Below are 25586 nucleotides of genomic sequence, written 5' to 3' on the forward strand. Positions count from 1 at the left end.
GCGGGGGACGACCCCGCCCTGTCATGGTCAGTCCAAGGCCTTGAAGTTCAAGGCTGCGCCGTCCTTGATGCCCGAGAACCAGCGCGCCGTCACGGTCTTGGTCTTGGTGTAGAAGCGGAAGGCGTCCGGGCCGTATTGGTTCAGGTCGCCGAAGGCCGACTTCTTCCAGCCGCCAAAGCTGTAATAGCTGAGCGGGACCGGGATCGGGAAGTTGATCCCGACCATGCCGACATTCACCCGCGCGGCGAAATCGCGCGCGGTGTCGCCGTCGGCGGTGAAGATCGAGGTGCCGTTGCCATAATCATTGTCGATGATCAGTTGCAACGCGTCCTCATAGGTTTCGGTGCGGACAGTGGACAGGACCGGGCCGAAGATTTCCTCGCGGTAGATTTCCATCTCCGGGGTGACGCGGTCGAACAGCGAGGGGCCGCAGAAGAAGCCATCCTCATAGCCCTGAATTTTCAGGTCGCGGCCGTCGACGACCAGATCCGCGCCCTGATCCACGCCCGAGGCGATCAGCCGGTTGATCCGGTCCTGTGCGGCCTTGGTGATGACCGGGCCGTAATCCACGTCGTCGCCGGCGGTATAGGGGCCGACCTTCAGCTTCTCGATCCGCGGCACAAGGCGCTCGATCAGCGCGTCGGCGGTTTTTTCGCCGACCGGAACCGCAACGGAAATTGCCATGCAGCGTTCGCCAGCCGCGCCATAACCCGCGCCGATCAGCGCGTCCGCCGCCTTGTCCAGATCGGCGTCGGGCATGATGATCATGTGGTTCTTGGCGCCGCCGAAGCACTGCGCGCGCTTGCCGTTATTCGCCGCGCGGCCATAGATATACTGCGCGATCGGGGTCGAGCCCACGAAGCCCACGGCCTGAATGGTGGGGTTGTCCAGAATGCCGTCGACGATTTCCTTGTCGCCATTGACGACCTGCAGGACGCCATCCGGCAGCCCGGCTTCCTGCGCCAGCTTCGCCAGCGTGATCGAGACCGAAGGCACCCGCTCTGACGGTTTCAGGATCATCGCGTTACCCGCAGCCAGGGCCGGGCCCATTTTCCACAGCGGGATCATGGCGGGAAAGTTGAACGGCGCGATGCCCGAGACAACGCCAAGCGGCTGGCGCATCGCATAGAGGTCGATGCCGGGGCCGGCATCGCCGGTATATTCGCCCTTCAGCAGCGAAGGCGCGCCCATGCAGACCTCAATCACCTCCAGCCCGCGCTGCACGTCGCCGCGTGCATCGGGCAGTGTCTTGCCATGTTCGACGCTGACCAGTTCGGCCAGCATGTCCATGTTTTCATTGATAAGCTGTCCGAATTTCATCATCACCCGCGCGCGGCGCTGCGGGTTGGTGGCGGCCCAGCCGATCTGCGCGCGCGCCGCACTTGCGACAGCGGCATCCAGTTCCGCAGGCGTGGCAAGCGCCACCCGCGCCTGCACCTCGCCCGTGGCGGGGTTGTAGACATCGGCAAAGCGGCCCGATGTGCCCGAAACTTCCTTGCCGTCGATCCAGTGGCCGATCTCGCGCATCATATCCTCCGATACTGATTTGCGGATCAGCCTATCTTGCGGAAATGCCTGTGGGAAGCCAGAGTTCGGCAAAAGGGTTTTGCGGAAACGCAAAGGGCGTGACGGGCAAGGGTGGCGATGGATTGGGACGATCTGAGGGTGTTTCTGGCCGTGGCACGCGATGAAAGCCTGTCGCGCGCCGGGCGGCGGCTGGCGATGGATCCGTCAACGGTGGGCCGGCGGGTGGCGCGACTGGAACAGGCGCTTGGCCGGGCGCTGTTCGTCAAGTCGCCGCAGGGCTATGTGCCGACGCCCGAAGGCGCGCGGCTGATCCCCCATGCCGAGGCGGCCGAACGCGCGCTGACGGGGGCGGCCGACGCGCTTGGTCAGCCGGGTGATCTGACCGGGCAGTTGCGCATCGGGGCGCCTGATGGTTGCGCGAATTACCTGCTGCCGCAGGTCGCGGCGGGGCTGTGCGACGCCCATCCCGGGTTGGAAATCCAGATCGTGGCGCTGCCGCGCGTCTTTAACCTGTCCAAGCGCGAGGCCGACGTCGCCATCGCCGTCAGCCCGCCCGAAAGCGGCCGGCTGGTGGTGCAGCGGCTGTGCGACTATCGCCTGCATCTGGCCGCCCATCGCGACTATCTGGCCGCACAACCGGGGCTGGACAGCCTGGCCGACCTGCGCGCGCATCGGCTGATCGGCTATATTCCTGACATGATCTTTGATGCCGAACTGGACTATCTGGCGCCGTTGCTGGCACGCAGCGGGGCGGATGCGGCGCGGCTGACCTCGAATTCCGTGTCGGTCCAGATGCAGGCGATCCGGGGTGGCGCGGGCGTTGGGATCGTCCATGACTTCGCGATTCCCTTCACGCCCGGAGTGGTGCGGGTGCTGGCGGAGGAGTTCGGCCTGACCCGCAGTTTCTGGATGATTCGCCATGCCGATGACCGGCGGTCTGAAAGATTGAACAGGTTGGCCGACGAATTGGCACAACGCCTGCGCGCCGAGGTCGCCCGGCTGGAATCTGCGGCTGTGACGATTGGCGGGGCTTGACGTCGGGCGTGGTTGCGACAGACTGGCCTTGCGCAACCACGGAGGGCAACATGCTGGTGATGCAGATACTTTCGCTGAAAGATCCCGGCGCGGCCACGATCGTGACCATCGGTTCATCGGCGACGGTCGGCGAGGCCGCGAAGCTGCTGGCGGAAAAGCGGATCGGTGCGCTGGTGGTCAGCGACGACGGCAAAAAGCCGGTGGGCATCCTGTCCGAACGCGACATCGTGCGCGAGCTGGGCAAGCAGGGCGCAGCGGTTCTGGATGCGCCGATCAGCGATCTCATGACGCGTAAGGTCTCGACCTGCGTGACCGGGGATGAGGCGAATTCGGTGCTGGAGCGCATGACTGCGGGCCGCTTCCGCCACCTGCCGGTGGTCGATCAGGACGGCAACATGATCGGGCTGGTGTCCATCGGCGACGCGGTTTCGGCGCGGCTGAAGGAACTGAATGCCGAGCGTGATGCCCTGACCGGGATGATCATGGGTTCCTGACCAAGGGCGGGCCGTGAAAAGCCCGTTGATTTCGTCGCGCGCATCGGGTCGGTTGCGCGCGACCACTGAAAGGACTGGCCAATGCGCACAGGGCTTTATCCCGGCACCTTCGATCCGATTACCTTGGGGCACCTGGACATCATCCAGCGTGCCATGACGCTGGTGGACCGGCTGGTCATCGGCGTCGCCATCAATCGCGACAAGGGGCCGCTGTTTGATCTGGAAGAACGCGTGGCCATGGTCGAACGTGAATGCGCGACGGTCGTCGCCCGCACCGGCGGCGAGATTGTCGTTCACCCGTTCGAGAACCTGCTGATCGACTGCGCCCGCGATGTCGGCGCCACGGTCATCATTCGCGGGCTGCGGGCGGTGGCCGATTTCGAATACGAGTTTCAGATGGTGGGCATGAACCGCGCCCTCGACAGCAGTATCGAGACGGTGTTCCTGATGGCCGACGCCCGACGCCAGGCCATCGCCTCGAAACTGGTAAAGGAAATCGCCCGGCTTGGCGGGGACGTGTCGAAATTCGTGACTACCCCCGTGAACGAGGCGCTGCGCGGCCGCTTTGGCCCGCTGAACGCAAGCTGAATTCCGCAGGAAAAATGCGCATTTAAAGACGGTTGATTGCACGTCCCGCGCCGGCCTAGCCTGTCCAAAATGCGGAGGACAGCATGACCGACAGCGACCCCGATCTGGGCCTTCCCGACGACGGCCCGGACGAGATTCCCGAACCTGCGGAGATCGGCTTTGAGGCCATCGGCGACAGCCTGCGCGCGGGGTGGCGCGACTTCATGCGCGCGCCGGGTTACGGGCTGTTCTTTTCGGCCTTCTACGTGCTGGGCGGGCTGGTGCTGACGGCGGTGGCCGCCGCGTCGGGGCAGGAATGGTGGCTGATGCCCTTCGTCGTAGGCTTTCCGCTGATCGCGCCATTTGCGGCGGTCGGACTTTACGAGGTCAGCCGCCGGTTGGAGGCGGGCGAGCCGCTGATCTGGCGCGAAGTGTTGGGCACGGTTTTCGCCCAGAAGGACCGGCAGTTGCCCTCAATGGCGATGGTGGTGCTGCTGATGTTCATGTTCTGGGTTTTCGTCGCCCATACCACATTCGCGCTGTTCATGGGCGTTTCGTCGCTGACCAACGTCACCTCCTCGCCCGAGATGCTGTTGCAGGGGCGCGGTCTGGTCATGCTGCTGGTCGGCAGCCTGATCGGTGCGGGCTTTGCAGCCGTGCTGTTCAGCTTCACGGTGGTCGGCCTGCCGCTGCTGATGGATCGCGAGATCGACTTCATCACTGCCATCATCACCTCGATCCGCGCGGTCATGATGAACCCGGTCGTGCTGGCGGTCTGGGGTGTGGTGATCGCGGCGATTCTTGCGGCGGGGATGGTGCCGATGTTCCTGGGGCTGTTTGTGGCGCTGCCGGTGCTGGGTCATGCCAGCTGGCACATGTATCGCCGCCTGATGCCCGACGAATAGGCCGGTCGTTTGGGCATGAGAAAGGGGGCCGTGCGGCCCCCTTGCTGTGTCTGCCCGATTGTCCTTATTCGCCGGCCTTGCTGAAATCGGTGGCGGGCGGGGCCAGTTTCTTGGTCCCGCCCTGCGCCAGCGGGTCGTCCTGACGCTGGACCGAGCCCTCGAAATGGGCGCCCGATTCGATGGCGATGGTCTTGTGGATGATGTCCCCCTCGACGCGCGCGGTAGAGGACAGCCGGACCTTCAGGCCGCGCAGGCGGCCGACGACGCGGCCGTTGACGATAACTTCGTCGGCCAGCACTTCGCCGCGCACGGTGGCGGTTTCGCCGATGGTCAGCTGACGGGCGCGGATGTCGCCTTCTATATTGCCCTCGATCTGGACGTCACCGGCGGTCTGCAGGTCGCCCTTGATGACCAGGTCGGCCGACAGGACCGACGGCGCGGTGCGGCGGGCCGGGGCGGCCGCGGTCGTCGCCGGGGTCGCGGGCTGTTCCACCACCGGTGCCTCGGCGCGGGCCGGTTCCGATTCGGGGGTTGCGGGTTTGGATTGCGCCGGGGTTTCGGTCACACGAGATTTAGAAAACATTCTGTGCCGCCTTGATGAAGCTCATGGGATTTACGGCCTTGCCGTTGACCCGAACCTCATAGTGAAGATGCGGGCCGGTCGACCGTCCGGTATTGCCCATATCACCAATGTGGCTGCCGCGCGATACCTTCTGGCCCACCTTCACGCGGATCTTGGACAGATGTGCATAGCGGGTTTCGGTGCCAAGGGCGTGCTCAATCTTGATAAGATTGCCGTAACCGCTTTGACGGCCGGCAAATGTCACGACTCCGTCACCGGGGGCAAGGATGGGCGTGCCGACGGGGCCGGCCAGATCGACACCCTGATGGGCGCGACCCCAGCGAGCGCCGAAGCCCGAGGTGAAACGGAAGGCCGATTGCACTGGCATCGCCAGCGGCAGCTTGTCGCTGGCAATGCGATAACGGTTCACCTGGTCCAGGCTGACGATGATGTCGCCGGCGCGTGCCTCGGTTTCGGAAATCGCGGCATTGCCGCTGGTGGAAACGGCCGCCGGCGTCAGCGGACCGCCCTGACCGGCATAACCTTCGTCGATCGAGGCCAGCAGTTCGTCCGTGTTCAGCCCGATCTTGTCGAACATCTCCTCGAACGGCACGACCGAGGCGGTGACGGCATCTTCGATCTGAGTGAAAAGTTCGTCATTGCGGGCGATGAGCTGCTTCTGCTCGGCCTTGGCGGCGGCGGCTTCGGCCTGGGCCACGCGGGCCACCAGCGCGGCGCGGTCGCGGGCCTCGGCGGTGACGCGCAGCTGGTCGTTCAGGGCCGTCAGCGCCAGATCCTTCTCCTGCACGCCAGCCTGTCCGGTTTGGGGCAGGGCGGCCATGGCGGTGCCCAGCTTTTGCTGCATGGCGTCAAGCCCGGCTTCCAGCTCGTGCTTTTCCTGCTGCGCGGTCAGCAGGTCGGCCTGGTATTTCGCCACCTGATCCAGCGCCACGGCGAAACGCAGCTGCGCCTCTTGTGCCTCGGCGGCGCGGGCGTCGCGTTCTTCGGCCAAGGCTTCCAGCCGTGCCTCATAGGTGGTCTGTGCCTGCTCGGACTGGCTTTGCGTGCTGCCACCGATCCGGTCATAAGCCAGCAGCGCGCCCGACACGATTGCCCAGCCGACCAGAATGGCGGTGCCGCCCAGCAGGCCCAGCTGCGTCATCGGGCGCAGATGGATGACACGGGTCGCGTTCTGGGTTTTCAGGAAAAGACGCTGTTCGGGCAAGAGGCGTTCAAGCGCAGAATTTGAGCGGTCAGGCAAGGCAGCTATCCCCGGCTAGTTCATTGATTTCCGGCCCACTTTGGGGGCGGTTGGCACCGTTCCCGAGCATTGGGCGAAAGATGCTATGCGTGGTAAACATGACACAGCCGCGGGTTTCAACTCATTTGCAGATGGACATTGCGAGACAGGCGTAAACCTGCCTGCGTTGGCGAAATCCTGCCGATATTTTGCAGCCGTGCAGCTGTTAAGGAACCCGCAGCAGAGTGCTTGCCGCTTTGATCCGGCGCGGTTATGTCGAAACGGTTCCGACGGGAAGGCTGGACGTGACGACGCGCAACGTAATCTTCATTTTCGTGCTGATCCTGCTGATCTTCGCGGCCGATGCGCTGTGGTTCCACTGGGGGCTGCCGGTTTTCATCGGGAAGCAATTCGTCGCCTTCGTCGAATATCTGAGCTTCTGGCGCTAGATCGGCCCCGGGCGGGGGTTCCATAGCCGGGAAAAAAGCCTCATAAGCATGGCGAAATCAGTCTGCGGAGGTTCATCATGGCTGTGAAGGTGGCAATCAACGGGTTTGGACGGATCGGGCGCAACGTTCTGCGCGCCATCGTGGAATCGGGCCGGAAGGATATCGAGGTCATTGCGATCAACGATCTGGGGCCGGTGGAAACCAACGCCCACCTGATCCGGTTCGACAGCGTGCACGGCAAGTTTCCGGGCACCGTGACCGTGGACGGCGACACCATCGATGTCGGCCGTGGCCCGATCCGCGTCACCGCGATCCGCAACCCGGCCGATCTGCCTTGGGGCGATGTCGATGTGGTGATGGAATGCACCGGCATCTTCACCGATGCCGACAAGGCCAAGGTGCATCTGGAAAACGGCGCCAGCCGGGTGCTGGTCTCGGCCCCGTCGAAAGGCGCGTCGAAGACCATCGTTTATGGCGTCAATGACGACACGCTGACCGCCGAAGACCTGATCGTCTCGAATGCCAGCTGCACCACCAACTGCCTGTCGCCGGTTGCCAAGGTCCTGAACGACGCCATTGGCATCAGCAAGGGCTTCATGACCACCATCCACAGCTATACCGGCGACCAGCCGACGCTGGACACGATGCACAAGGATCTGTACCGCGCCCGCGCTGCGGCGATGTCGATGATCCCGACCTCGACCGGTGCTGCCAAGGCCGTGGGCCTGGTTCTGCCGGAACTGAATGGCAAGCTTGACGGCGTGTCGATCCGGGTGCCGACGCCGAACGTCTCGGTCGTTGACCTGACCTTCGAGGCCAGCCGCCCGACCACCGTGGAAGAGGTCAACAACGCCATCAAGGCTGCCGCCGATGGCCCGCTGAAGGGCATTCTGGGCTATACCGACCAGCCCAACGTCTCGATCGACTTCAACCACGACCCGCGTTCGTCGATCTTCGCGCTGGATCAGACGAAGGTGCTGGAAGGCAACATGGTCCGCATCCTGACGTGGTACGACAACGAATGGGGCTTCTCGAACCGGATGAGCGACACCGCCGTCGCCATGGGCAAGCTGGTCTGATCAGACCCATCGGGATCTGCCGAGAAAATGAAAAACGGCCTCCAACCGGAGGCCGTTTTTTCGTGCCGAGGGGCGGTTTGCCCTTCCGCGATTACTTGCGCGACAGACCGGTTGAAGCCTTGGTCAGGCGCCGCGCATTGGCCTTGGTCCGCCGCCCGTAAGGGCGCAGTGCCGCCGCCATGACCTGGTCGGCCCGTGCGCCGCGGGTCATCGCGCGCATGACCGCCGTGCCGGCTTCCTGCGCGGCGTCCAGCTTTTCCTGCACCATGCGATGCGACTCGTTCTTGTGCTGCGGCAGAAAACCCATCATTCCGGCAAGGCGCATCCCGATGACCATCTGGGATTCCATAGCGATTTGGGCGACTTGGAACCAAAGGCGGGTCGCCTCGGCCATGCCAGCGGGAAGAAAACTCATATCGATATCACCTTATATGCGTGGCATTATGCTGCACCTGCACAAAGAAAATGACAAACTGCGGCGATTGCAAGCCCGCTTCGCGTCTTTCCACGCGGCGCGTGGCAGTATAATCGGGGGCGCATGAACACATCGCTGACGCTTCGCCGCCCCGACGACTGGCACCTTCATCTGCGCGATGGCGCGATGCTGGCGGCCGTCGCGCCGTATTCGGCCGATTTCGGCCGTGCCATCATCATGCCCAACCTGGTGCCGCCGGTGGTGACCGGCGACCAGGCGCGCGCTTACCGTGACCGCATCCGCGCCGCGCTGCCGTCGGGGGCTGCATTGCAGCCGCTGATGACGCTTTACCTGACCGAAACCACCGATCCCGCCGATGTGGTTGCTGCCCATGCTGCGGGCGTGATCGCGGCGGTAAAGCTGTATCCGGCCGGGGCGACGACCAATTCCGCCAGCGGCGTGACCGATTTCGACCGCGTCCGCCCTGTGCTGGAGGCCATGGCCGAGGCCGGTATTCCCCTGTGCGTCCATGGCGAGGTGACCGATCCCGCCGTCGACATTTTCGACCGCGAGGCGGTGTTCATCGACCGCGTTCTGGACCCGGTGCGGCGCGCGACGCCCGGACTGCGGGTGGTGATGGAACATATCACCACCTCGGACGGGGTGGCTTATGTCACTGAAAACGCGTCTAATATGGGCGGCACGATCACCACGCACCATCTGGTCATCAATCGCAATGCCATCCTCGCCGGCGGCATCCGCCCGCATTACTATTGCCTGCCCGTGGCCAAACGCGAAACGCACCGGCTGGCGCTGCGCAAGGCTGCGACCTCGGGGCAGGGGCCATTCTTCCTTGGCACAGATTCCGCGCCCCATTCCGACCGTGCCAAGCTGGCCCCCTGCGGTTGCGCCGGTTGCTTCACTGCGCCGAATACGGTGTCGATCCTGGCCCAGGTCTTTGAAGAGGACGGCGCACTTGACCGGTTAGAGGCCTTTATCTCGCTGAACGGCCCTGCCTTCTATCGCATGGCCCCGAACGAGGACCGCATCCGCCTGACCCGACATGACAGCGCGGTCAGCTATCCCACCGAAATCGCTGCCGGAGACGAGACCGTGACCGTCTTTGATCCCGGCTTCCCCCTGTTCTGGACATCGGAGCCTGCATGAGCCTGCCCTTTTCCGCACCCGAGGAAATCGCCCGCCTGACCGCCCGCGCATTGCTGGAAATCAAGGCCGTCGACTTCAACGCGGCCGAGCCTTTCACCTATGCCTCCGGTCTGAAAGGGCCGACCTATGTCGATTGCCGGCGCATCATCTCCTATCCCCGCGTACGTGGGACGCTGATGGATTTCCTGGCCGCCACGGTTCTGCGCGATGCGGGGTTCGAGGCGTTCACCAATGTTGCCGGCGGTGAAACTGCGGGCATCCCCTTCGGCGCCATGGTCGCCGAGCGGCTGGACCTGCCGATGACCTATGTGCGCAAGAAGCCCAAGGGCTATGGCCGCAACGCCCGGATCGAGGGCCGTATGGACGAATCCGACCGCGTGCTGCTGGTTGAGGATCTGACCACCGACGGCGGCTCGAAGCTCAGCTTCGTTGACGCCATTCGTGACACCGGCGCGGCATGCGCGCATACGGCGGTGATCTTCTATTACGGCATCTTCCCGGAAACGACCCAGCGGCTGGCCGATCACGGCGTCAGGCTGCATCATCTTTGCACCTGGTGGGACGTACTGGCCGAAGCCAAGGCACAGGCCGCCTTCGACACCGCCACCCTGACCGAGGTCGAGGCCTTCCTGTCCGACCCGCGCGGCTGGCAGGCGAAGAACAGCTGATCCCTTTTTCCTGCCCTCACACGGTATTCCGGGAGGGGGCAGGGGCGAGGCATGGGTTATCCACAAAAACATCCACAGATTCGCCCACTAGATATTTTTTCCGGCAGGTTCAAAATCGGCCGGCGCCATGGCATACAGGCGGCTTCATAAAGGCAGGCAGGAGCGGCGATGAGTGAGATCAGGGCCTTGCAGACGGCGGTCCCCGCGACCGATCCGGAAGGACAAAGCGTTCCCTTTTCGATCGAGGCCGAACAGCAATTGCTGGGCGCGCTGCTGACCAACAACGATGTTTTCGACCGCATCAGCATGCTGCTGAAGCCCGAACATTTCTATGAACCCGTCCATACCCGCATCTATGAAATCGCGGCCGAGCGGATCCGCAAGAATGCGCTTGCCAGCCCGGTAACGCTGAAGGCCTTCATGGAAAACGATGCCGGGCTGAAGGATCTGGGCGGGCCGGCTTATCTGGCACGCATCGCGGCGGCTGCAATTTCTGCCTACGCGGCGCGCGACTATGCGCAGATGATCCGCGAATTTGCTCTGCGCCGTGATCTGATCCAGCTGGGGCAGGATATTTCGTCCCGCGCCGCTTCCGTCCGGGTCGAGGATGACGCTGAAGATCAGATCAAGGCGGCCGAACAGACGCTTTACAAGCTGGGCGAACAGGGCGTGGCCGAGCGGGGCTTTCAGTCCTTCCTGAAGGCCGTGACTGGCGCGGTCGACGCGGCGGCGGCGGCTTTCCAGCGTGATGGCCAGCTGTCTGGGATCTCGACCGGGCTGGTGGATCTGGACCGCAAGATGGGCGGGCTGAACAATTCCGACCTCATCATTCTGGCCGGGCGTCCGTCGATGGGGAAGACCTCGCTGGCGACCAACATCGCCTTCAACATCGCCAAGGCCTATAAGGCCGGCCAGAAGCCCGACGGCAGCACCGGCGCGGTCGAAGGTGGCGTGGTCGGGTTCTTCTCGCTGGAAATGTCGGCCGAACAGCTGGCGGCGCGGATCCTGTCGGAGGCCTCGGAGGTGGGTAGCCACCAGATTCGTTCCGGCGACATGACCGAGGAAGAGTTCCGCCGCTTCGTTCAGGCCGCGAATGACCTGCAGACCTGCCCGCTGTATATCGATGACACCCCGGCGCTGCCGATCAACCAGCTGGCCGCGCGGTCGCGCAAGCTGAAGCGGACGCATGGGCTGGACCTGATCATCGTCGACTATCTTCAGCTGCTGAAGGCTGCCAGTGCCAAGGACAGCCGGGTCAACGAGGTGTCCGAGATTACGCAAGGCCTCAAGGCCGTTGCCAAGGAACTGAACATCCCCGTGATCGCCCTGTCGCAGCTGTCGCGTCAGGTCGAAAGCCGCGAGGATAAGCGTCCGCAGCTGTCGGACCTGCGCGAATCCGGCTCGATCGAGCAGGACGCCGATATCGTGATGTTCGTCTATCGCGATGAATATTACCGCGAGCGTGAAAAGCCCGCCGATCACGAGCTGGAAAAGATGGCCAAATGGCAGGAGGTCATGAGTTCGGTTCATGGCAAGGCCGAGGTCATCCTGGGCAAACAGCGCCACGGGCCGATCGGCACGGTCGAACTGGCCTTCGAGGGTCGCTTCACCCGCTTTGGCAACCTTGAAAAATCGCGCCAGTCGGAATGGGACTGACGCCGGCGCATTGCGGTACGAAAAGCCACGCTTCCAATTCTGGCGCGTCCGGGGGACAGCGAGGAAGATCGAGCAAGATTGTCGAGGTCAGCAGGCAATGGCTTGCGTTGGCTAGGGGATAGACCGATGGCTGTTTTCGTGCCGACGCCTATCCGTGAAGAACGGCGCTTCGCTGAAATCCTGGCTGCGTAGCCGCATCGCCGAACCTGCTGCGCCACACTGCTGGAATGCGCGCATCACCCGCCCGCAGGCGTATTGATGGTAATGTTGTCATCGTCATCCTCCCCGCCCTCACCGGCAATCAGGAACAGGTCGCCGGCTTCTTCCATCCGACGGATGGCGGCGATGACCGAGGTCATGGCATCTTCCAGATCCTTGGCGGAAACCCGACCGATGGCTTCGACCTCTTCGCGCAACGCCTCGGCGGCGCGTGAAGACATGGAGGACAAGATGAAATCGGCGGTCGGTTTGTTGGCTTCTCCGGAACCGGCGATGGCCCGCGTCAGCGCAAGCTGATCAACCTCGCGGACGACGCGCGGGATGTCGCGCGGGTCGATGCGCATCGGGATATTGGCCCATGTAAAGATGGCCTTGCGAACCTCGGTCGCGAAGTCGGCGTCATCTTCGTCCAGCCCGTTCAGCACCTCGTCGCGGGTGCCTGATGGGGTGAAGTTCAGGATCGCGCCCACCTTTTCAACGGGACCGCCGTCAATTGCCGGACGTGCAATCCCCTCGGCCGCTTGCAGAAGGGCCACCCCGATGCGGCGCAGGGCCGGGGCCTCGATCCCGCCGGTCATCGACATGGCATAGGCGATATGGCGCGCGCGATCGGCTGGCATCAGCCCGAACGCCTCGGCCGCCTTCGGCACCGGAAGCTTCGAGAACATCACCGCCGCTACTTCGGTCGATTCCGCAAGCGCGAGATCTGCCAACTGGCGCGACGGCATCGACGCGATACGTTCCCACGGGTCGGAATGCCCGGCCATGGCTGCCATACGCCGCAGCCTGTCCGTAATGTCGCGTGAAATCGTGCCGCCCAGCATGTCGAGCGTCCCGTCGAGCCCATCGGGAAAGGTCAGCCCGACCTGTTCGAGCGATTCGCAGAATTCTTCGACCACCTGATCGCGGGTCCGGCGATCAACCATGCCCATCAGCGCCATTTCATGCGCCAGCGCAGCCTGTGCCGCAGCTGGCAACGCTTCCAGCGATAACTTTTCGCCATCGCTCAGCAGCAGCCGCACGATGACCGCGGCCTTTTGGCGCGGTGTCAGTGCCGGTTCCAGCGTCATTGGTCGTCCCCACGTGATTCGCAGGAACGACCATCGCAGAGAAAGCTTAAGACCCGGTTATCAGGCCTCGCCGAACACGCGCTTGAAGATCGTATCGACGTGCTTGGTGTGATAGCCGAGGTCGAATTTCTCCTCGATCTCGGCGGGCGAAAGCGCTGCGGTCACATCGGGGTCGGCCAGAAGCTCGGCCTTGAAATCCTTGCCTTCTTCCCAGACCTTCATGGCGTTGCGCTGCACCAGCCGGTAGGCATCCTCGCGCGAGACACCGGCCTGTGTCAGTGCCAGCAAAACCCGCTGCGACATGATCAGGCCTTTGAACTTGTTCATGTTTGCCAGCATGTTGTCCGGATAGATCACCAGCTTGTCGATCACGCCGGCCAAGCGGTTCAGGGCGAAATCCAGCGTGATGGTCGCATCCGGCGCGATGCCGCGTTCGACCGAGGAATGGCTGATATCGCGTTCATGCCAGAGCGCCACGTTTTCCATCGCCGGGATCACGGTCATGCGCACCAACCGCGCGAGACCGGTCAGGTTTTCGGTCAGCACAGGGTTGCGCTTGTGCGGCATCGCGCTGGATCCCTTCTGGCCGGGGCTGAAATATTCTTCGGCCTCCAGCACCTCGGTGCGCTGCATGTGGCGGATCTCGATGGCGACGTTTTCGATGCTGGATGCGATCACGCCGAGCGTGGCGAAGAACATCGCGTGGCGGTCGCGCGGGATCACCTGGGTGCTGATGGGTTCGGGGCGCAAGCCCATCTTTTCGCAGACAAATTCTTCGACAAAGGGGTCGATATTCGCAAACGTGCCGACCGCGCCGGAAATCGCGCCGGTGGCGACCTCTTCGCGCGCGGCCTGAAGGCGCGCCCTGTTGCGGTCCATTTCTGCATAGAAGCGGGCGAAGGTCAGACCCATCGTGGTCGGCTCGGCGTGAATGCCATGGCTGCGCCCGATCCGCACCGTGTCCTTGTGTTCAAGGGCGCGGCGTTTCAGCGCCGTCAGCAGCTTGTCCATATCGGCCAGCAGGATGTCGGCGGCACGCACCAGCTGCACGTTCAGCGTGGTGTCCAGCACGTCCGAGGAAGTCATGCCCTGATGCACGAAACGCGCCTGTTCGCTGCCGATATGTTCGGCCAGATGGGTCAGGAAGGCGATGACGTCATGCTTGGTCACCGCCTCGATTTCGTCGATGCGAGCGACGTCGAATTCGACATCCTTGGCCTTCCAGACGGCCTCGGCGTTTTCGCGCGGGATCACGCCCAGCTCGGCCTGCGCGTCGCAAGCGTAAGCCTCGATCTCGTACCAGATGCGGAATTTTGTTTCCGGCGACCAGATGGCGGTCATTTCGGGGCGGGCATAGCGCGGGATCATCGAGGCCTCCTGAATTTGTCAGGGCTGCCTTAACGTTTGCTGGTGGATTCTGCCAGCACGAACAGCCGGCAAGCTGTCCCCAGGCCAACTTCGGGCGGGCGCGCATGGTCGATTTCCGCGATCAGCGCGGCGCGAGTTGTGTCGCGCGCCTTTGCGATGCGGTCGAGTGCGCGCCAGAACGCGTCTTCAAGACTGACAGAGGTGCGATGCCCGTCAATGGAAACCGAGCGTTTCGCCGGCGCGTCCATCGGCGGCAGCTCAATCGTCACGCTTCACCCCGTCGAGTTGCTTTGCCGCGCGGTCCTTGTCGGCCTTTTCGGCAAGCTTCTGGGTCTTGGTGCGGCCATGCTTGGCGGCGTTGGCGTCAGCCTGTTGGCGAGCGTCCTCGCGGGCCTTTTGCTTGCGGAAGCGGTTGAGGTTGGTGATCTGGGTCATGGGGGCAGGATACCGGCGATCTTGCTGCGTGCAATGCCGCGGAATGCGCTCAAACCTCTTGCCGGTTGGCGCTTGGCCGCCCTATAGCCATGTCCCATGACCGATACCCTGCCACCGTGCCCCGAATGCGCCTCGACCTTTACCTATCAGATGGATGCCCTGCTGGTCTGCCCGGAATGTGGACATGAATGGGCGCCGGGTGCGACGGAAGGCAGCGCCAGCGTGAGAGACAGCGTCGGCAATATCCTGACCGATGGCGATACGGTAACGGTGATCAAGGATCTGAAGCTGAAGGGTTCATCTTCGGTGATCAAGGTCGGGACCAAGGTGCGCGGCATCCGACTGGTCGAGGGGGATCACGATATCGACTGCAAGGTGCCGGGCTTTGGCCAGATCGGGCTGAAATCGCAGTTCGTGAAGAAGGTGGCCGAATAGGCTATCGACGCCGACCGGTCGCGCTGAACAGCCAACTCGGTCATGTGCATCGCGACCTGCTGGCAGCGGCGAACTGCTGCCCCCTGTTTGTAACGAAAAAGGCGCGCCGGGTGGGGCGCGCCTTGGTCATTTTGGGGTGGCTCAGTCTTCCGGCCCGATCATCAGTTCTGGGCGCACCACCTTGTCAAAGGTTTCGCCATCGACAAAGCCGAGCGCGATGGCTTCCTCGCGCAGGGTGGTGCCGTTCTTATGCGCCGTCTTGGCCACCTTGGTCGCGTTATCATAGCCGATGGTCGGCGCCAGCGCCGTCACCAGCATCAACGATTCCTTCATCAGCTTGTCGATCCGGGCGGTATTCGCCTCGGTCCCAACGACCATGTTGTCGGTGAACGACCCGGCCGCGTCGCCCAGAAGCTGCATCGACTGCAGGACGTTATAGGACATCATCGGGTTATAGACGTTCAGTTCGAAATGACCCTGCGATCCGGCAATGCCGACCGCCGCGTCATTGCCCATGACATGGGCGCAGACCATGGTCAGCGCCTCGGCCTGGGTCGGGTTGACCTTGCCTGGCATGATCGACGACCCCGGCTCATTCTCGGGCAGGATCAACTCGCCCAGACCGGAACGCGGGCCAGAGCCCAGCAGGCGCAGGTCATTGGCGATCTTGAAGAGGCTGGCGGCCACCGTCTTCAGCGCTCCCGAGAAGAAGACCATGGCGTCATGCGCGGCAAGCGCCTCGAACTTGTTCGGGGCGGTGACGAAGGGCAGGTCGGTGATCTTGGCGATTTCCGCCGCGATTTCCTTGTCCCAGCCCTTCTTGGTGTTCAGCCCGGTGCCGACCGCTGTGCCGCCCTGCGCCAGTTCATAGATCTGCGGCAGGCACAGCTTGACCCGTTCGATCCCCATGCGGACCTGATGGGCATAGCCGCCGAATTCCTGACCCAAGGTCAGCGGCGTCGCGTCCTGCGTATGGGTGCGGCCGATCTTGATGATGTCCTTGAACTCTGCCGATTTGGCCTCCAGCGCCTCGGCCAGCTTGGTCAGGCCGGGGATCAGCACGTCGCGGGCCATCATGCCGATGGCGACATGCATAGCGGTCGGGAAAGTGTCGTTGGACGACTGGCCCATATTGACGTGATCGTTGGGGTGAACCGGCTTTTTAGATCCCAACTCGCCGCCCAGGATTTCGATGGCGCGGTTGGAAACCACCTCATTCGCGTTCATGTTCGACTGCGTGCCCGAGCCGGTCTGCCAGACAACCAGCGGGAAATTGTCGTCGAACTTGCCCTCGAAAACTTCGGTCGCGGCCTGTTCCATGGCGCGGGCCACGTCGTCGGGCAGCTTGCCTTCCTTGTGGTTGATGCGCGCTGCCGCCAGCTTGATCGCGCCAAGCGCGCGGATGATGGCCACGGGCTGACGCTCCCACCCGATGGGGAAGTTCATGATCGAACGCTGCGTCTGCGCGCCCCAGTATTTGGAGGCATCCACCTCCAGCGGGCCGAAGCTGTCGGTTTCGGTGCGGGTCTTGGTCATGGCGTGGCTCCCTCGCGATTTGGCGAAGCTTTTAGACGCAGGGGGAGGGATTCGCAAATGGTATGCGACGGTATGCTGTCTTGGAATGGTTCGACGCAGATCGAAGCATTTCTGTGGGTTGCTGGCTAAGCTGATGACGCAACCCAGAGGATCACCATGCTGTTTGACTACCTTCGCAAGCACTTCCTGACCGAGACAGAATTTGCCCGCCGCGCCGGTTGGGCGCCTGAACAACTGGCGCAGGCGATTGGCGCGGGTATCATGCCCGGCCATTCCTATGTGCTGACCGGGGAATGGCGGGTCACGTCATTTGTTGCGGATCAGGTGCAGCCGGTGGATCAGCAGCTTCACCTTGCAGCGCATCTGGACTGGGCAGCTGGCCTGGACAAGCTGGATATTCGGACGGAAGACGCCGCGCGGGGCCATTTCATGGAACGGTATGATGCGGAAAAGCGCAGTTTTGCGGCGTCGGATCTGGGGCGGGCTGCTGTGACAGTGGTGCCGCAGATTCTTGAAGGCTTCGATGCCGCGCATCGTGTCGCAACCTGGCACCACTTCCTGAACGGAGTGTACGGCGTCTGTACGCGCGACGGCGCGCCGGAGACGATCTTTCGCAAGCAGATGGGTGTTGTGATGGTGGAGGCCCTGAACGGCGCGTCTGTCGATCCCGAGCTTTTACGGCAGGCTGTTGATTTTCTGGATCAAGCCGCCTCGGACTTCGCCCCGCATGAGCGGGCCATATCCTCTCGGCAGCGTTGCGTCACGGATATCCGGGCGCAACTGCCGACGCAGTGACGCGCGCGGTCACTTCCGCCACTTGTCCAGGCTGACGACCTCGCCGCTGCCCTTGGGGGCGTCATCTTCGGGGGCTTCCACAACCTCGGCGGTGATGGCCTCTTCTTCTTCGTCCTCATCGGGTTCCTGCGTTTCGAAGCGCAGGCCGAATTCCACGGACGGGTCGACGAAGGTGCGCAGCGCGTCGAAGGGAATTACCAGACGTTCGGGCGAATTTCCGAAATTCAGCGTGATTTCAAAGCCGTCGCTGCTGACGCGCAAGTCCTCGTACCAATGCTGGATAACGATTGTCATCTCGGCCGGATAGCGCTCGCGCAGCCAGTCGGCGATTTCGACCCCGTCCTCGCGGGTGTCGAAGGTGATGAAGAAATGGTGCTCGCCCGGCAGGCCCTCATCCGCAACCCGCGAGAGCACCTCGGCAATCAGCCCCTGCATGGCGCGATGCATAATTCCGCCGTAGTCGATTGCGCGAGTCATCGCCGTCCCCATCTCATCCATGCCGGCCAGCATAGGGATATGGCGCAAGATGAAAAGGGGGACGAAGGCATGCGCGCGCGACTCAACCCGCGATCAGCAGCCCCGCCAACGCCGATGCCGCCAGAACCGGCACAAGGCCCGCATGGAAACGCAGCATGGCCAGCCCCGCACCGGCGGCAATCAGCGCTGCGCGCCAATCCAGCGCGCCGGGATCGGGCAGGCGCAGCGCACCGACCGCGATGGTCTGGCCGCCGAACAGAACTTGTGCCCCGAACCACAGCGCCAGCGTGCCGATCACGCCAACCACGGCGGCGGTAACACCTTCCAGCGCCGCCGCAAGCCGGGGGCGCCCGGCGATCCAGTCGATCGAGGGGGCAAGCGCGAAGATGAACAGAAACGAGGGCACGAAGGTCACCCAAAGACACAGCGCCGCGGCGATGGCCGCCATGGCCGTGCCGCCCTGCGCATCACCGGCCAGCCAGGCCACGAATTCGGTGACCAGTATCAACGGCCCGGGTGTGGTCTCTGCCAGCCCGAGCGCGTCGATCATCTGTCCAGTCGTCAGCCAGCCGAGGTCCTGCACCACTGTCTGCGTCATATAGGTCAGCACCGCATAGGCGCCGCCGAAGGTGACAATGGCCAGCTTGGCAAAGAACAGACCCAGCGCCGTCAGGAATTCTGATCCGGCCAGCCAGACCATCCCGACCGGCGCCAGCCAAACAGGGATGCCGGGCAGAAACAGCCAAAGGCCGGCGGTGGGGCTGCTGGCGGGCGTCAGCTCTGCCTTGGCGGCAAGGCACAAGGCACCCGTCGCGGCGGCGATCAGGATCACCAGTGGAAAGGCAATGCCGAACATCGCAATCGCCACGAAAGCCGCCAGTGCGATCAGCCGGTGCGCCGGACCCTTCAGTGCCCGGCGCGAGACGCGTAAAAGCGCCTCGATCACGATGATCAGCACGGCGGCCTTGATGCCCAGGAATGCCGCCTGCACCAGCGGCAGCTGCCCCCATGCAACATAGGCCGCAGCCAGCGCCGCGATCACCAGCGCACCGGGCAACACGAACAGCCCGCCCGCGATGAGCCCGCCAGGGAGCCCGCGCAGCCGCCAGCCGGCATAGGTCGCAAGCTGCATCGCCTCGGGTCCGGGCAGCAGCATGCACAGCGACAGCGCGCGCAGGTACTGACCTTCGCTCAGCCAGCTGCGTTTCTCGACCAGCTCGGAGTGCATCAAGGCGATCTGGGCCGCGGGGCCGCCGAAGGACAGCCAGCCTATACGCTGAAAAACAAGGAAAATATCGCGATAGCTGACCATGATCCGATCCGTCTGCCGGACCCGATTATCGGCCATACATGTCAGCGATGTGAAGTTGGAAAGTGCAGGTTTCTGTTGCCAGGTACCTGCGAACCCCGCCTTACGCGGCTAGGCGCAAGGGCTTAGTTTCGGCGACCCGAACTGCTTACGCAGCCAGGGCCATTGCCGGAGCACGGTTGTCGTTGGCAACTGTACGTTTTGCACCGATAACGGTGGTAGCTCACCGAGACAAAGCCATCCCCTTTACACGTTCGTCGATCCTGTTTCGGCCCCAGATCCCCCCAACGAAGGCGAATTTGGTGGAGCCGCCGGGTACCGCCCCCGGGTCCGATCCGCTTATTACGAGCGCGTTTATGCCCATAGTCCGGGCGAACCCGAACATGGGGGAATATAGGGAAGGCATCCGGCGTCCGCAAGGGCCGGTAGCGGCGACGATAACGCACGAATATCCTGCCTATATCTCGCAGATTAATGATTTTGTTCACGAAATAGTCTGAATCATTGGCTGATTCTTCCGTTTCCGAGGCGACGGGTCGGCGGGTGTGCTGTCAGTGTCAAGAGAAAAGATTCAATTTTAACATGTATTAAGTGTTGAACAATCAACCCTAGGAAGATTAACGGGACGCCTCAGCCTTCGGTTGATCTATGTTAATCTGACGTATGGAATAAGACATGGCCATCAAAAATGGTACCCCCGGTAATGACAACCTTATCGGCACAAAATCTTCAGACACAATTTCCGGCGGCGCAGGCAATGACACGCTGCGAGCGGGGGAGCTAGGCAATGACGTGCTGTTGGGGGGGGACGGGAATGATAGCCTTTGGGCTACACATGGCGACGACTCGCTGGTCGGAGGTCTCGGCGACGACAGCCTCTTTGCGGGTCGGCACACCGATACATTGCATGGCAATGAAGGAAACGACTATGTGAATGGTGGGCCCGGTTCAGATGTAGTCAATGGTGATGATGGCAATGACACCCTGCTGGGTGACGCCCCGTTCTACGGACGCGGAGAGTTTCCCGGGAACGATTATATTGACGGCGGCGAAGGCGACGACAGTATAAATGGTCAGCAGCGTGACGATACGATCATCGGTGGCGCTGGCCAGGATACCCTTTTTGGCGGCATCGGGGCTGACTGGCTCAGAGGTGATAGCGGAAATGACAATCTTGAAGGGGCGCACGGTGATGACAGCCTTGACGGTGGCGCTGACGCGGATCTTATCACCGACGTTAGCGGCAAAGACCTAATCCTTGGCCGGGAAGGTGATGACACCATCTATGCCGGGGAAGGTGATGACTGGGTGCATGGCGGCACCGGAAACGACTTTATGCGCGGTGGCCTCGGCAATGACAGGGTCTTCGGTGCCGAGGGTGACGATACCCTGTGGGGGGACACGACACTTGCCCAAGGCGGCAAGGATTCCATTGAAGGTGGTGACGGCGACGACAGCATCGATGGCGGTGCAGGGGATGACACGCTGTTCGGCCAGTCGGGGCGGGACACGATACGCGGCGGGGGCGGCGCGGACTATCTGGAAGGTGACAACCTCACCACGGCGGTAGGCATCGCCGAGAACGACACGCTGGACGGTGATGCCGGCAACGACACGCTGAAGGGCGGTGCGGGCGCTGATGACCTGTTGGGCGGCACCGGCAATGATGTGCTCGAGGGTCAGATCGGCGACGACAACCTTCGGGGCAATGAAGGCGACGACACGCTGCATGGTCAGGAAGGTGATGACCGGCTGGACGGTGGCGCGGATAATGACGTCGTTATCGGCAATGAAGGCGATGACCGGCTGATCGGCGCGCTTGGCGATGACAAGCTTTATGGCGGCACGGGCGCTGACGTCATGGAGGGTGACGACCAAGCGACCTCTGAGACCGAAGGCGGCAATGACCACCTGCAAGGCGATGAGGGTGATGACAGCCTGGTCGGCGGGGTCGGCAGTGATACTCTCGTTGGCGGCTCCGAAAACGATACCTTACATGGCGGCGATGGCGATGACCGGGTAGATGGCTTCACCGGCACAGACATCGTTCATGGTGATGGCGGCAACGATACGCTGTGGGGCCATGACGGCGATGACCGCCTCTTTGGTGGCGATGGGAACGACTATGTCGATGCCAGCGCGCAAGTGGATACGGCTGGCCCGGATAGCGACTATGCCGAGGGCGGTGCCGGTAACGATTCCATGATGGGCGGGGTCGGCAATGACACCCTGAGAGGCGGAGCAGGCCGCGATACCGTCTATGGCGGCGCAGATAATGACCTTCTGGAAGGCGACACTCTCGCATCGGCAATCGCCGATGAAGAAAACGACACGCTTGATGGCGGCGCAGGCAGCGACACGCTGAAAGGTGGCGCGGGCGACGACGATCTGTTGGGCGGCACCGGCAATGATGTGCTCGAGGGTCAGATCGGAGACGACAACCTTCAGGGCAATGAAGGCGATGATACGCTGCATGGTCAGGCTGGCAATGACCGGCTGGACGGTGGCGCGGATAACGACACTGTAATCGGCGATGAAGGCGATGACCGGCTGATCGGCGCGCTTGGCGATGACCATCTTTATGGCGGCACGGGTGCTGACGTCATGGAGGGCGACGATCAGGCGACCTCTGCGACTGAAGGCGGCAATGACCACCTGCAAGGCGATGAGGGCGACGACAGCCTGGTTGGCGGGGTCGGCAACGATACCCTCGTTGGCGGCACCGAGAACGATACTTTGCACGGTGGTGAAGGTATCGATTACCTTGATGGCGACACCGGCGCTGACAAAATCCATGGTGACGCTGGTGCCGATTTCCTTTGGGGCGATGACGGCGATGACAGCCTGTTCGGCGGTGATGGCAACGACTATGTAGACGGGAGCGCACTTACCAGCGCGACGGCCCAAGATAACGACTATGCCGAGGGCGGTGCCGGCCACGACTTCATGATGGGTGGTATCGGTGCCGATACGCTGAAGGGTGGTGCCGATAACGACACCGTGATCGGTGGCGACGGGAGCGACCATCTAAGTGGCGAAGAAGGCGATGACACCCTGCTTGGCGCATTCGGTGACGATACGTTGGTCGGCGGAACTGGCAACGACCTTCTCAATGGTGGCGACGGTTCGGATGACCTGACCGGCGGCGAGGGCTTTGACACCTTCATCGCGGGTCATGGCGACGTCATCCATGACTTCAACCTCGCAAATGGTCAGAACTTCAGGGATGGCTTGCAGGGCAATAACGATTTCGTTGACCTGTCGGGCTATTACAACGAATCCAATCTGGCGATCATCAACGACGCGCGTGTTGCGGCCGGCCTGAAGCCTTATGGCAACCCGCTGAAGTGGATGCAGGCAGATCAGGCCGATGATGGCGTGCTGGATGACATCAGCACGGCCAATGGATTTGCTGAGGACTTCTCGATGAGGATCCTCAGCAAGGACGACGACGATATCGACGACGACGATGACGACGATGACGATGACGACGTCGAAGCCACGGCCGGCAGTGATCTGACCACCGACAACACGGCAGTCGTCTGCTTCGGCAATGACGCACTGATCCTGACTGCGCATGGTGAGGTTGCGGCGGGCGACCTGAAAACCGGCGATATGGTTGTTACCCGAGATGCCGGGCTTCAGGCTATTCGCTGGATCGGGAAACGAAGAATCGCTGAAAGGGTGCTGAACGACAATCCGAAGTTGCAGCCGATCCGCATCAGTGCCGGTGCGCTTGGTGAGGGTATCCCGGCAAGCGATCTGATCGTTTCGCCGCAGCACCGGGTGCTGCTGCGCTCGAAAATCGCGCAGAAGATGTTTGGTGCAATGGAAGTGCTTGTGGCCGCCAAGCAGCTTTTGCAGATCAAGGGCGTGGACGTTGCCTCGGATCTGAACGAGGTCACATATGTCCACTTCCTGCTGGACGAGCACCATGTCGTCATTGCGAATGGTGCAGAGACCGAGTCGCTGTTTACTGGCGCAGAGACGCTGAAATCCGTCGGTCCTGCCGCGCAGGAGGAAATCTTTACGATCTTCCCGGAACTTCGCGAAGGCGCAGGTTCACCGCCTGTCCGACCCATTGCTTCAGGACGGCGGGGCCGCAAGCTGGCGATTCGCCACATGCAGAAAAGCAGGGCTTTGGTGTGCTGAACTGAAGAAGGCCGGGCAATCGCCCGGCCTTCTCGCTTTTTCTGTTCGGCCACGAAAATTCGCGGTAGGGCAAGACCGTTCACTGGTCTTTGGCTCAGAACCCCGCCTTGATCTTTTCGAACTCGGCCAACTGTTTTTCACGCAGTTGCGGGTCGTTCGGGGTCTGGGCCAGAATCGGCGCGTCAACCGAACCGAGGCCGTCTTTCACTGCCTGCTCGTCCTTGATCGTTTCCATCCCGGCCTTGGTCGAATGGCCGTAGCCGATCGTGTCCAGCAGGCCCTTGGCCGCGCGCGGCTCCAACCAGGCGTTGATGAAGTCATAGGCCTTTTCTTCGCTGCCGGGGCCGTCCTTCATGTTCACGAAGCCGCAGATGAAGGTCGAGGAACCCTCGGTCGGGGCGCGCTGGAAGCCGACGGGATAGTCGTCCTCTTGCAGGTAGACCACGCCGTCATTCCACGACCAGGCCACATCGACCTGACCCGAGGCCATCAGCTGCGCCTGATCCTGCGGATCGGCCCAATAGGCGGCGACGTTCTGATGCGCCTGACGCAGCCAGTCGGCGGCGGCGGTGAATTGTTCGTCGGTCACCTCGGTCCAGTCGGTCACGCCGGTGGCCAGATAGGCAAGCGCCCAGACATCGTCCGAGCTGTCGGGCAGAGAGGTCCGGCCCTGATAGTCCGGGTCAACGAAAATGTTCAGGCTGGCCAGATCCTCGGCCGGGACCTTTTCGGTGTTATAGGCAACGGCGGTGGCGCCCCAGTCGGTCGGGATGAACCATACGCCGCCGTCATCGTGAAAGACCGCGGAATCGTTCAGCGCCGGGTCGAGATCGGCATAGGCCGGGATCTTCGAGATGTCCCAGGGCTCGATCAGGCCGGCGTCGCGGTATTTCGACACCATCTGGCTGCACGGGTGGACGACATCGGCCTTGAAACCCGAGGCGACCTTCTGGAAGGCCTCGTCATCATCGCCATAGAAGGCATAGGTCGGGCTGTCGCCATGCTTGTCGACATAGCCCTGAAAGATCGAGGGTTCCTCGAAACCCGCCCAGTCGAAGACCGTCAGTTCGGAATCGGCAGCGAATGCGGGGGAGGCGAGAACCGCGAGAATGGCGGTCGAGCGCAGGAAGGTCATGTAACAATGGCCTTTCGGTTGAGGTTGCACCCCGACGCTAGCCGCCCGGCGAAAACCGCGCAAGCCGTTTGGCGACCCGGCGAAAGCGTGCGTGCAAAACTGGTCAGCGCATGCGCAGGGCGCCGTCGATGCGGATCACCTCGCCGTTCAGATAGGCGGATTCGATGATGGTGCCGACGAGGCGCGCAAACTCGACCGGCTCGCCCAATCGCTTGGGATAGGTGACCTCGGCGGCAAGGCTGTCCTGCACATCCTGGGGCAAGCTGCGCAGCATCGGCGTGCCGAAAATGCCGGGCGCAATGGCCATGACCCGGATACCCGAACGCGCCAGATCGCGGGCGATGGGCAGGGTCATACCGGCAATCCCGGCCTTGGATGCGGCATAGGCGGCCTGGCCGGCCTGCCCATCATATGCCGCGACCGAGGCGGTGTTGATGATGACGCCCTTATCCTCGCCCGGGTTCTTTGCCATCTCGACGGCGGCAAGACGCAATACGTTGAAGCTGCCGATCAGGTTGATTTCAATGGTGCGGCGGAAACTGTCCAGCTTGTGCGGCCCGTCGCGGCCAACGGTCTTTTCGCCGGTGACGATGCCGGCGCAGTTCACGCAGGCGGTGATGCCTCCCATCGCCGCGCTGGCGGTTTCGATGGCGCGGGTGACGCTGGCTTCGTCCGTGACGTCGGTTTCGGCGAAATGGGCACCGATTTCTTCGGCAAAGTTGCGGCCGCGCGGGTCGCGGTCAAGGATGGTGACCTGCGCACCCTGCTTGACCAGCCAGCTTGCCGTCGCAGCCCCCAGTCCAGATGCGCCGCCGGTGACCACGGCACGCGTTTCTGCAAGCTTCATCCTGTTATCTCTCCCTTAGCGCCGACGGAATTATGCGGCGGATT

At 62.7% G+C, this 25586-nt stretch carries 25 protein-coding genes and 1 other RNA gene; 12 read left to right on the forward strand and 14 right to left on the reverse strand.

From position 1 onward, the window contains the following. Window positions 1–27 precede the first annotated feature (27 nt). Window positions 28–1527: a CoA-acylating methylmalonate-semialdehyde dehydrogenase gene (locus G7044_RS00485; protein WP_166324364.1), complete on the reverse strand. Its 1500-nt coding sequence runs from the start codon at window positions 1525–1527 to the stop codon at window positions 28–30. 117 nt (window positions 1528–1644) lie between these two features. Here G7044_RS00485 and G7044_RS00490 point away from each other — a divergent pair, with 117 nt between their 5' ends. From G7044_RS00490 to G7044_RS00505, 4 genes are all read left to right on the forward strand, one after another. Beyond that, the gene (locus G7044_RS00490) at window positions 1645–2562 is read left to right on the forward strand and encodes a LysR family transcriptional regulator (protein WP_166324367.1); all 918 of its coding nucleotides are present in this window, start codon (window positions 1645–1647) and stop codon (window positions 2560–2562) included. Between the two features lie 50 nt (window positions 2563–2612). After that, the gene (locus G7044_RS00495; protein ID WP_166324370.1) at window positions 2613–3056 is read left to right on the forward strand and encodes a CBS domain-containing protein; all 444 of its coding nucleotides are present in this window, start codon (window positions 2613–2615) and stop codon (window positions 3054–3056) included. Window positions 3057–3137: 81 nt separating this feature from the next. Continuing rightward, window positions 3138–3644 (forward strand): pantetheine-phosphate adenylyltransferase, encoded by a 507-nt coding sequence (gene coaD / locus G7044_RS00500; protein ID WP_166324373.1) that lies wholly within the window; start codon window positions 3138–3140, stop codon window positions 3642–3644. A gap of 83 nt (window positions 3645–3727) precedes the next feature. Next, on the forward strand, window positions 3728–4528 hold the full coding sequence (locus tag G7044_RS00505) for a DUF2189 domain-containing protein (protein WP_166324376.1): 801 nt from the start codon (window positions 3728–3730) through the stop codon (window positions 4526–4528). 64 nt (window positions 4529–4592) lie between these two features. On the opposite strand, the gene G7044_RS00510 is transcribed toward G7044_RS00505, so the two are convergent. Beyond that, window positions 4593–5111 (reverse strand): bactofilin family protein, encoded by a 519-nt coding sequence (locus G7044_RS00510; RefSeq protein ID WP_166324379.1) that lies wholly within the window; start codon window positions 5109–5111, stop codon window positions 4593–4595. Continuing rightward, window positions 5101–6351, reverse strand: coding sequence for a DUF5930 domain-containing protein (locus G7044_RS00515; protein ID WP_268935282.1), 1251 nt, complete (start codon window positions 6349–6351; stop codon window positions 5101–5103). Before G7044_RS00515 ends, G7044_RS00510 begins: the two co-directional genes overlap by 11 nt. A gap of 224 nt (window positions 6352–6575) precedes the next feature. On the opposite strand from G7044_RS00515, the gene G7044_RS00520 reads away from it, so the two are divergent. Continuing rightward, window positions 6576–6779 carry a hypothetical protein gene (locus tag G7044_RS00520; protein ID WP_166324098.1) on the forward strand — a complete coding sequence of 68 codons (204 nt, stop codon included), beginning with the start codon at window positions 6576–6578 and terminating at the stop codon, window positions 6777–6779. Between the two features lie 77 nt (window positions 6780–6856). Next, window positions 6857–7858 carry a type I glyceraldehyde-3-phosphate dehydrogenase gene (gene gap, locus G7044_RS00525; RefSeq protein ID WP_166324382.1) on the forward strand — a complete coding sequence of 334 codons (1002 nt, stop codon included), beginning with the start codon at window positions 6857–6859 and terminating at the stop codon, window positions 7856–7858. Between the two features lie 91 nt (window positions 7859–7949). On the opposite strand, the gene G7044_RS00530 is transcribed toward gap, so the two are convergent. Continuing rightward, on the reverse strand, window positions 7950–8273 hold the full coding sequence (locus G7044_RS00530; RefSeq protein ID WP_166324385.1) for an antibiotic ABC transporter: 324 nt from the start codon (window positions 8271–8273) through the stop codon (window positions 7950–7952). Window positions 8274–8396: 123 nt separating this feature from the next. Between G7044_RS00530 and pyrC the strand changes: the two genes are divergently transcribed. The 3 genes from pyrC to G7044_RS00545 all read left to right on the forward strand — a co-directional run bounded on the left by pyrC (window position 8397) and on the right by G7044_RS00545 (window position 11764). Further along, a complete protein-coding gene (pyrC, locus tag G7044_RS00535) occupies window positions 8397–9440 on the forward strand; it encodes a dihydroorotase (RefSeq protein WP_166324388.1) in 1044 nt (347 codons plus the stop codon). Then, window positions 9437–10108 carry an orotate phosphoribosyltransferase gene (locus tag G7044_RS00540; RefSeq protein WP_166324391.1) on the forward strand — a complete coding sequence of 224 codons (672 nt, stop codon included), beginning with the start codon at window positions 9437–9439 and terminating at the stop codon, window positions 10106–10108. Before pyrC ends, G7044_RS00540 begins: the two co-directional genes overlap by 4 nt. Before the next feature lie 168 nt (window positions 10109–10276). After that, window positions 10277–11764, forward strand: coding sequence for a replicative DNA helicase (locus G7044_RS00545; RefSeq protein WP_166324394.1), 1488 nt, complete (start codon window positions 10277–10279; stop codon window positions 11762–11764). 236 nt (window positions 11765–12000) lie between these two features. On the opposite strand, the gene G7044_RS00550 is transcribed toward G7044_RS00545, so the two are convergent. From G7044_RS00550 to G7044_RS00565, 4 genes are read right to left on the reverse strand one after another with little or no spacing between them, the layout of a single operon-like run. After that, the gene (locus G7044_RS00550) at window positions 12001–13053 is read right to left on the reverse strand and encodes a flagellar motor switch protein FliG (RefSeq protein ID WP_166324397.1); all 1053 of its coding nucleotides are present in this window, start codon (window positions 13051–13053) and stop codon (window positions 12001–12003) included. 60 nt (window positions 13054–13113) lie between these two features. Beyond that, window positions 13114–14421 carry an adenylosuccinate lyase gene (gene purB / locus G7044_RS00555; protein ID WP_166324400.1) on the reverse strand — a complete coding sequence of 436 codons (1308 nt, stop codon included), beginning with the start codon at window positions 14419–14421 and terminating at the stop codon, window positions 13114–13116. A gap of 29 nt (window positions 14422–14450) precedes the next feature. Then, window positions 14451–14690 carry a ribbon-helix-helix domain-containing protein gene (locus G7044_RS00560; protein WP_407947366.1) on the reverse strand — a complete coding sequence of 80 codons (240 nt, stop codon included), beginning with the start codon at window positions 14688–14690 and terminating at the stop codon, window positions 14451–14453. Next, entirely contained in the window at window positions 14680–14856 is a 177-nt protein-coding gene (locus tag G7044_RS00565) for a DUF4169 family protein (protein WP_166324403.1), read from the reverse strand. Before G7044_RS00565 ends, G7044_RS00560 begins: the two co-directional genes overlap by 11 nt. 96 nt (window positions 14857–14952) lie before the next feature. Here G7044_RS00565 and G7044_RS00570 point away from each other — a divergent pair, with 96 nt between their 5' ends. After that, on the forward strand, window positions 14953–15291 hold the full coding sequence (locus tag G7044_RS00570) for a zinc ribbon domain-containing protein YjdM (RefSeq protein WP_166324406.1): 339 nt from the start codon (window positions 14953–14955) through the stop codon (window positions 15289–15291). Between the two features lie 141 nt (window positions 15292–15432). On the opposite strand, the gene fumC is transcribed toward G7044_RS00570, so the two are convergent. Beyond that, a complete protein-coding gene (gene fumC / locus G7044_RS00575) occupies window positions 15433–16827 on the reverse strand; it encodes a class II fumarate hydratase (RefSeq protein ID WP_166324409.1) in 1395 nt (464 codons plus the stop codon). 156 nt (window positions 16828–16983) lie between these two features. Between fumC and G7044_RS00580 the strand changes: the two genes are divergently transcribed. After that, entirely contained in the window at window positions 16984–17622 is a 639-nt protein-coding gene (locus G7044_RS00580; RefSeq protein WP_166324412.1) for a DUF6058 family natural product biosynthesis protein, read from the forward strand. Between the two features lie 9 nt (window positions 17623–17631). Here the strand turns inward: G7044_RS00580 and G7044_RS00585 are convergent, their stop codons facing one another. From G7044_RS00585 to ssrA, 3 genes are all read right to left on the reverse strand, one after another. Next, window positions 17632–18099, reverse strand: coding sequence for an SspB family protein (locus tag G7044_RS00585; RefSeq protein ID WP_166324415.1), 468 nt, complete (start codon window positions 18097–18099; stop codon window positions 17632–17634). An 82-nt stretch (window positions 18100–18181) separates the two neighbouring features. Beyond that, on the reverse strand, window positions 18182–19447 hold the full coding sequence (chrA, locus tag G7044_RS00590) for a chromate efflux transporter (protein ID WP_166324418.1): 1266 nt from the start codon (window positions 19445–19447) through the stop codon (window positions 18182–18184). 25 nt (window positions 19448–19472) lie between these two features. After that, window positions 19473–19831: a transfer-messenger RNA gene (gene ssrA / locus G7044_RS00595) on the reverse strand. Window positions 19832–20083: 252 nt separating this feature from the next. On the opposite strand from ssrA, the gene G7044_RS00600 reads away from it, so the two are divergent. Continuing rightward, window positions 20084–23560 carry a Hint domain-containing protein gene (locus G7044_RS00600; RefSeq protein ID WP_166324421.1) on the forward strand — a complete coding sequence of 1159 codons (3477 nt, stop codon included), beginning with the start codon at window positions 20084–20086 and terminating at the stop codon, window positions 23558–23560. 94 nt (window positions 23561–23654) lie between these two features. Here the strand turns inward: G7044_RS00600 and G7044_RS00605 are convergent, their stop codons facing one another. Both G7044_RS00605 and G7044_RS00610 read right to left on the reverse strand, forming a co-directional pair. Continuing rightward, window positions 23655–24695, reverse strand: coding sequence for an ABC transporter substrate-binding protein (locus G7044_RS00605; RefSeq protein WP_166324424.1), 1041 nt, complete (start codon window positions 24693–24695; stop codon window positions 23655–23657). Window positions 24696–24798: 103 nt separating this feature from the next. Next, window positions 24799–25542 (reverse strand): SDR family NAD(P)-dependent oxidoreductase, encoded by a 744-nt coding sequence (locus tag G7044_RS00610; protein WP_166324427.1) that lies wholly within the window; start codon window positions 25540–25542, stop codon window positions 24799–24801. Window positions 25543–25586 lie beyond the last annotated feature (44 nt).

It is taken from the genome of Paracoccus xiamenensis (genome assembly GCF_011308835.1).
GTDB lineage: Bacteria > Pseudomonadota > Alphaproteobacteria > Rhodobacterales > Rhodobacteraceae > Paracoccus > Paracoccus xiamenensis.

Coding starts and splice junctions, on each gene's coding strand:
- G7044_RS00485 (WP_166324364.1), bottom strand. CDS start 1,527: ATGCGCGAGATCGGCCACTGGATCGACGGCAAGGAAGTTTCGGGCACA.
- G7044_RS00490 (WP_166324367.1), top strand. CDS start 1,645: ATGGATTGGGACGATCTGAGGGTGTTTCTGGCCGTGGCACGCGATGAA.
- G7044_RS00495 (WP_166324370.1), top strand. CDS start 2,613: ATGCTGGTGATGCAGATACTTTCGCTGAAAGATCCCGGCGCGGCCACG.
- coaD (WP_166324373.1), top strand. CDS start 3,138: ATGCGCACAGGGCTTTATCCCGGCACCTTCGATCCGATTACCTTGGGG.
- G7044_RS00505 (WP_166324376.1), top strand. CDS start 3,728: ATGACCGACAGCGACCCCGATCTGGGCCTTCCCGACGACGGCCCGGAC.
- G7044_RS00510 (WP_166324379.1), bottom strand. CDS start 5,111: ATGTTTTCTAAATCTCGTGTGACCGAAACCCCGGCGCAATCCAAACCC.
- gap (WP_166324382.1), top strand. CDS start 6,857: ATGGCTGTGAAGGTGGCAATCAACGGGTTTGGACGGATCGGGCGCAAC.
- G7044_RS00530 (WP_166324385.1), bottom strand. CDS start 8,273: ATGAGTTTTCTTCCCGCTGGCATGGCCGAGGCGACCCGCCTTTGGTTC.
- pyrC (WP_166324388.1), top strand. CDS start 8,397: ATGAACACATCGCTGACGCTTCGCCGCCCCGACGACTGGCACCTTCAT.
- G7044_RS00540 (WP_166324391.1), top strand. CDS start 9,437: ATGAGCCTGCCCTTTTCCGCACCCGAGGAAATCGCCCGCCTGACCGCC.
- G7044_RS00545 (WP_166324394.1), top strand. CDS start 10,277: ATGAGTGAGATCAGGGCCTTGCAGACGGCGGTCCCCGCGACCGATCCG.
- G7044_RS00550 (WP_166324397.1), bottom strand. CDS start 13,053: ATGACGCTGGAACCGGCACTGACACCGCGCCAAAAGGCCGCGGTCATC.
- purB (WP_166324400.1), bottom strand. CDS start 14,421: ATGATCCCGCGCTATGCCCGCCCCGAAATGACCGCCATCTGGTCGCCG.
- G7044_RS00565 (WP_166324403.1), bottom strand. CDS start 14,856: ATGACCCAGATCACCAACCTCAACCGCTTCCGCAAGCAAAAGGCCCGC.
- G7044_RS00570 (WP_166324406.1), top strand. CDS start 14,953: ATGACCGATACCCTGCCACCGTGCCCCGAATGCGCCTCGACCTTTACC.
- fumC (WP_166324409.1), bottom strand. CDS start 16,827: ATGACCAAGACCCGCACCGAAACCGACAGCTTCGGCCCGCTGGAGGTG.
- G7044_RS00580 (WP_166324412.1), top strand. CDS start 16,984: ATGCTGTTTGACTACCTTCGCAAGCACTTCCTGACCGAGACAGAATTT.
- G7044_RS00585 (WP_166324415.1), bottom strand. CDS start 18,099: ATGACTCGCGCAATCGACTACGGCGGAATTATGCATCGCGCCATGCAG.
- chrA (WP_166324418.1), bottom strand. CDS start 19,447: ATGGCCGATAATCGGGTCCGGCAGACGGATCGGATCATGGTCAGCTAT.
- G7044_RS00600 (WP_166324421.1), top strand. CDS start 20,084: ATGGCCATCAAAAATGGTACCCCCGGTAATGACAACCTTATCGGCACA.
- G7044_RS00605 (WP_166324424.1), bottom strand. CDS start 24,695: ATGACCTTCCTGCGCTCGACCGCCATTCTCGCGGTTCTCGCCTCCCCC.
- G7044_RS00610 (WP_166324427.1), bottom strand. CDS start 25,542: ATGAAGCTTGCAGAAACGCGTGCCGTGGTCACCGGCGGCGCATCTGGA.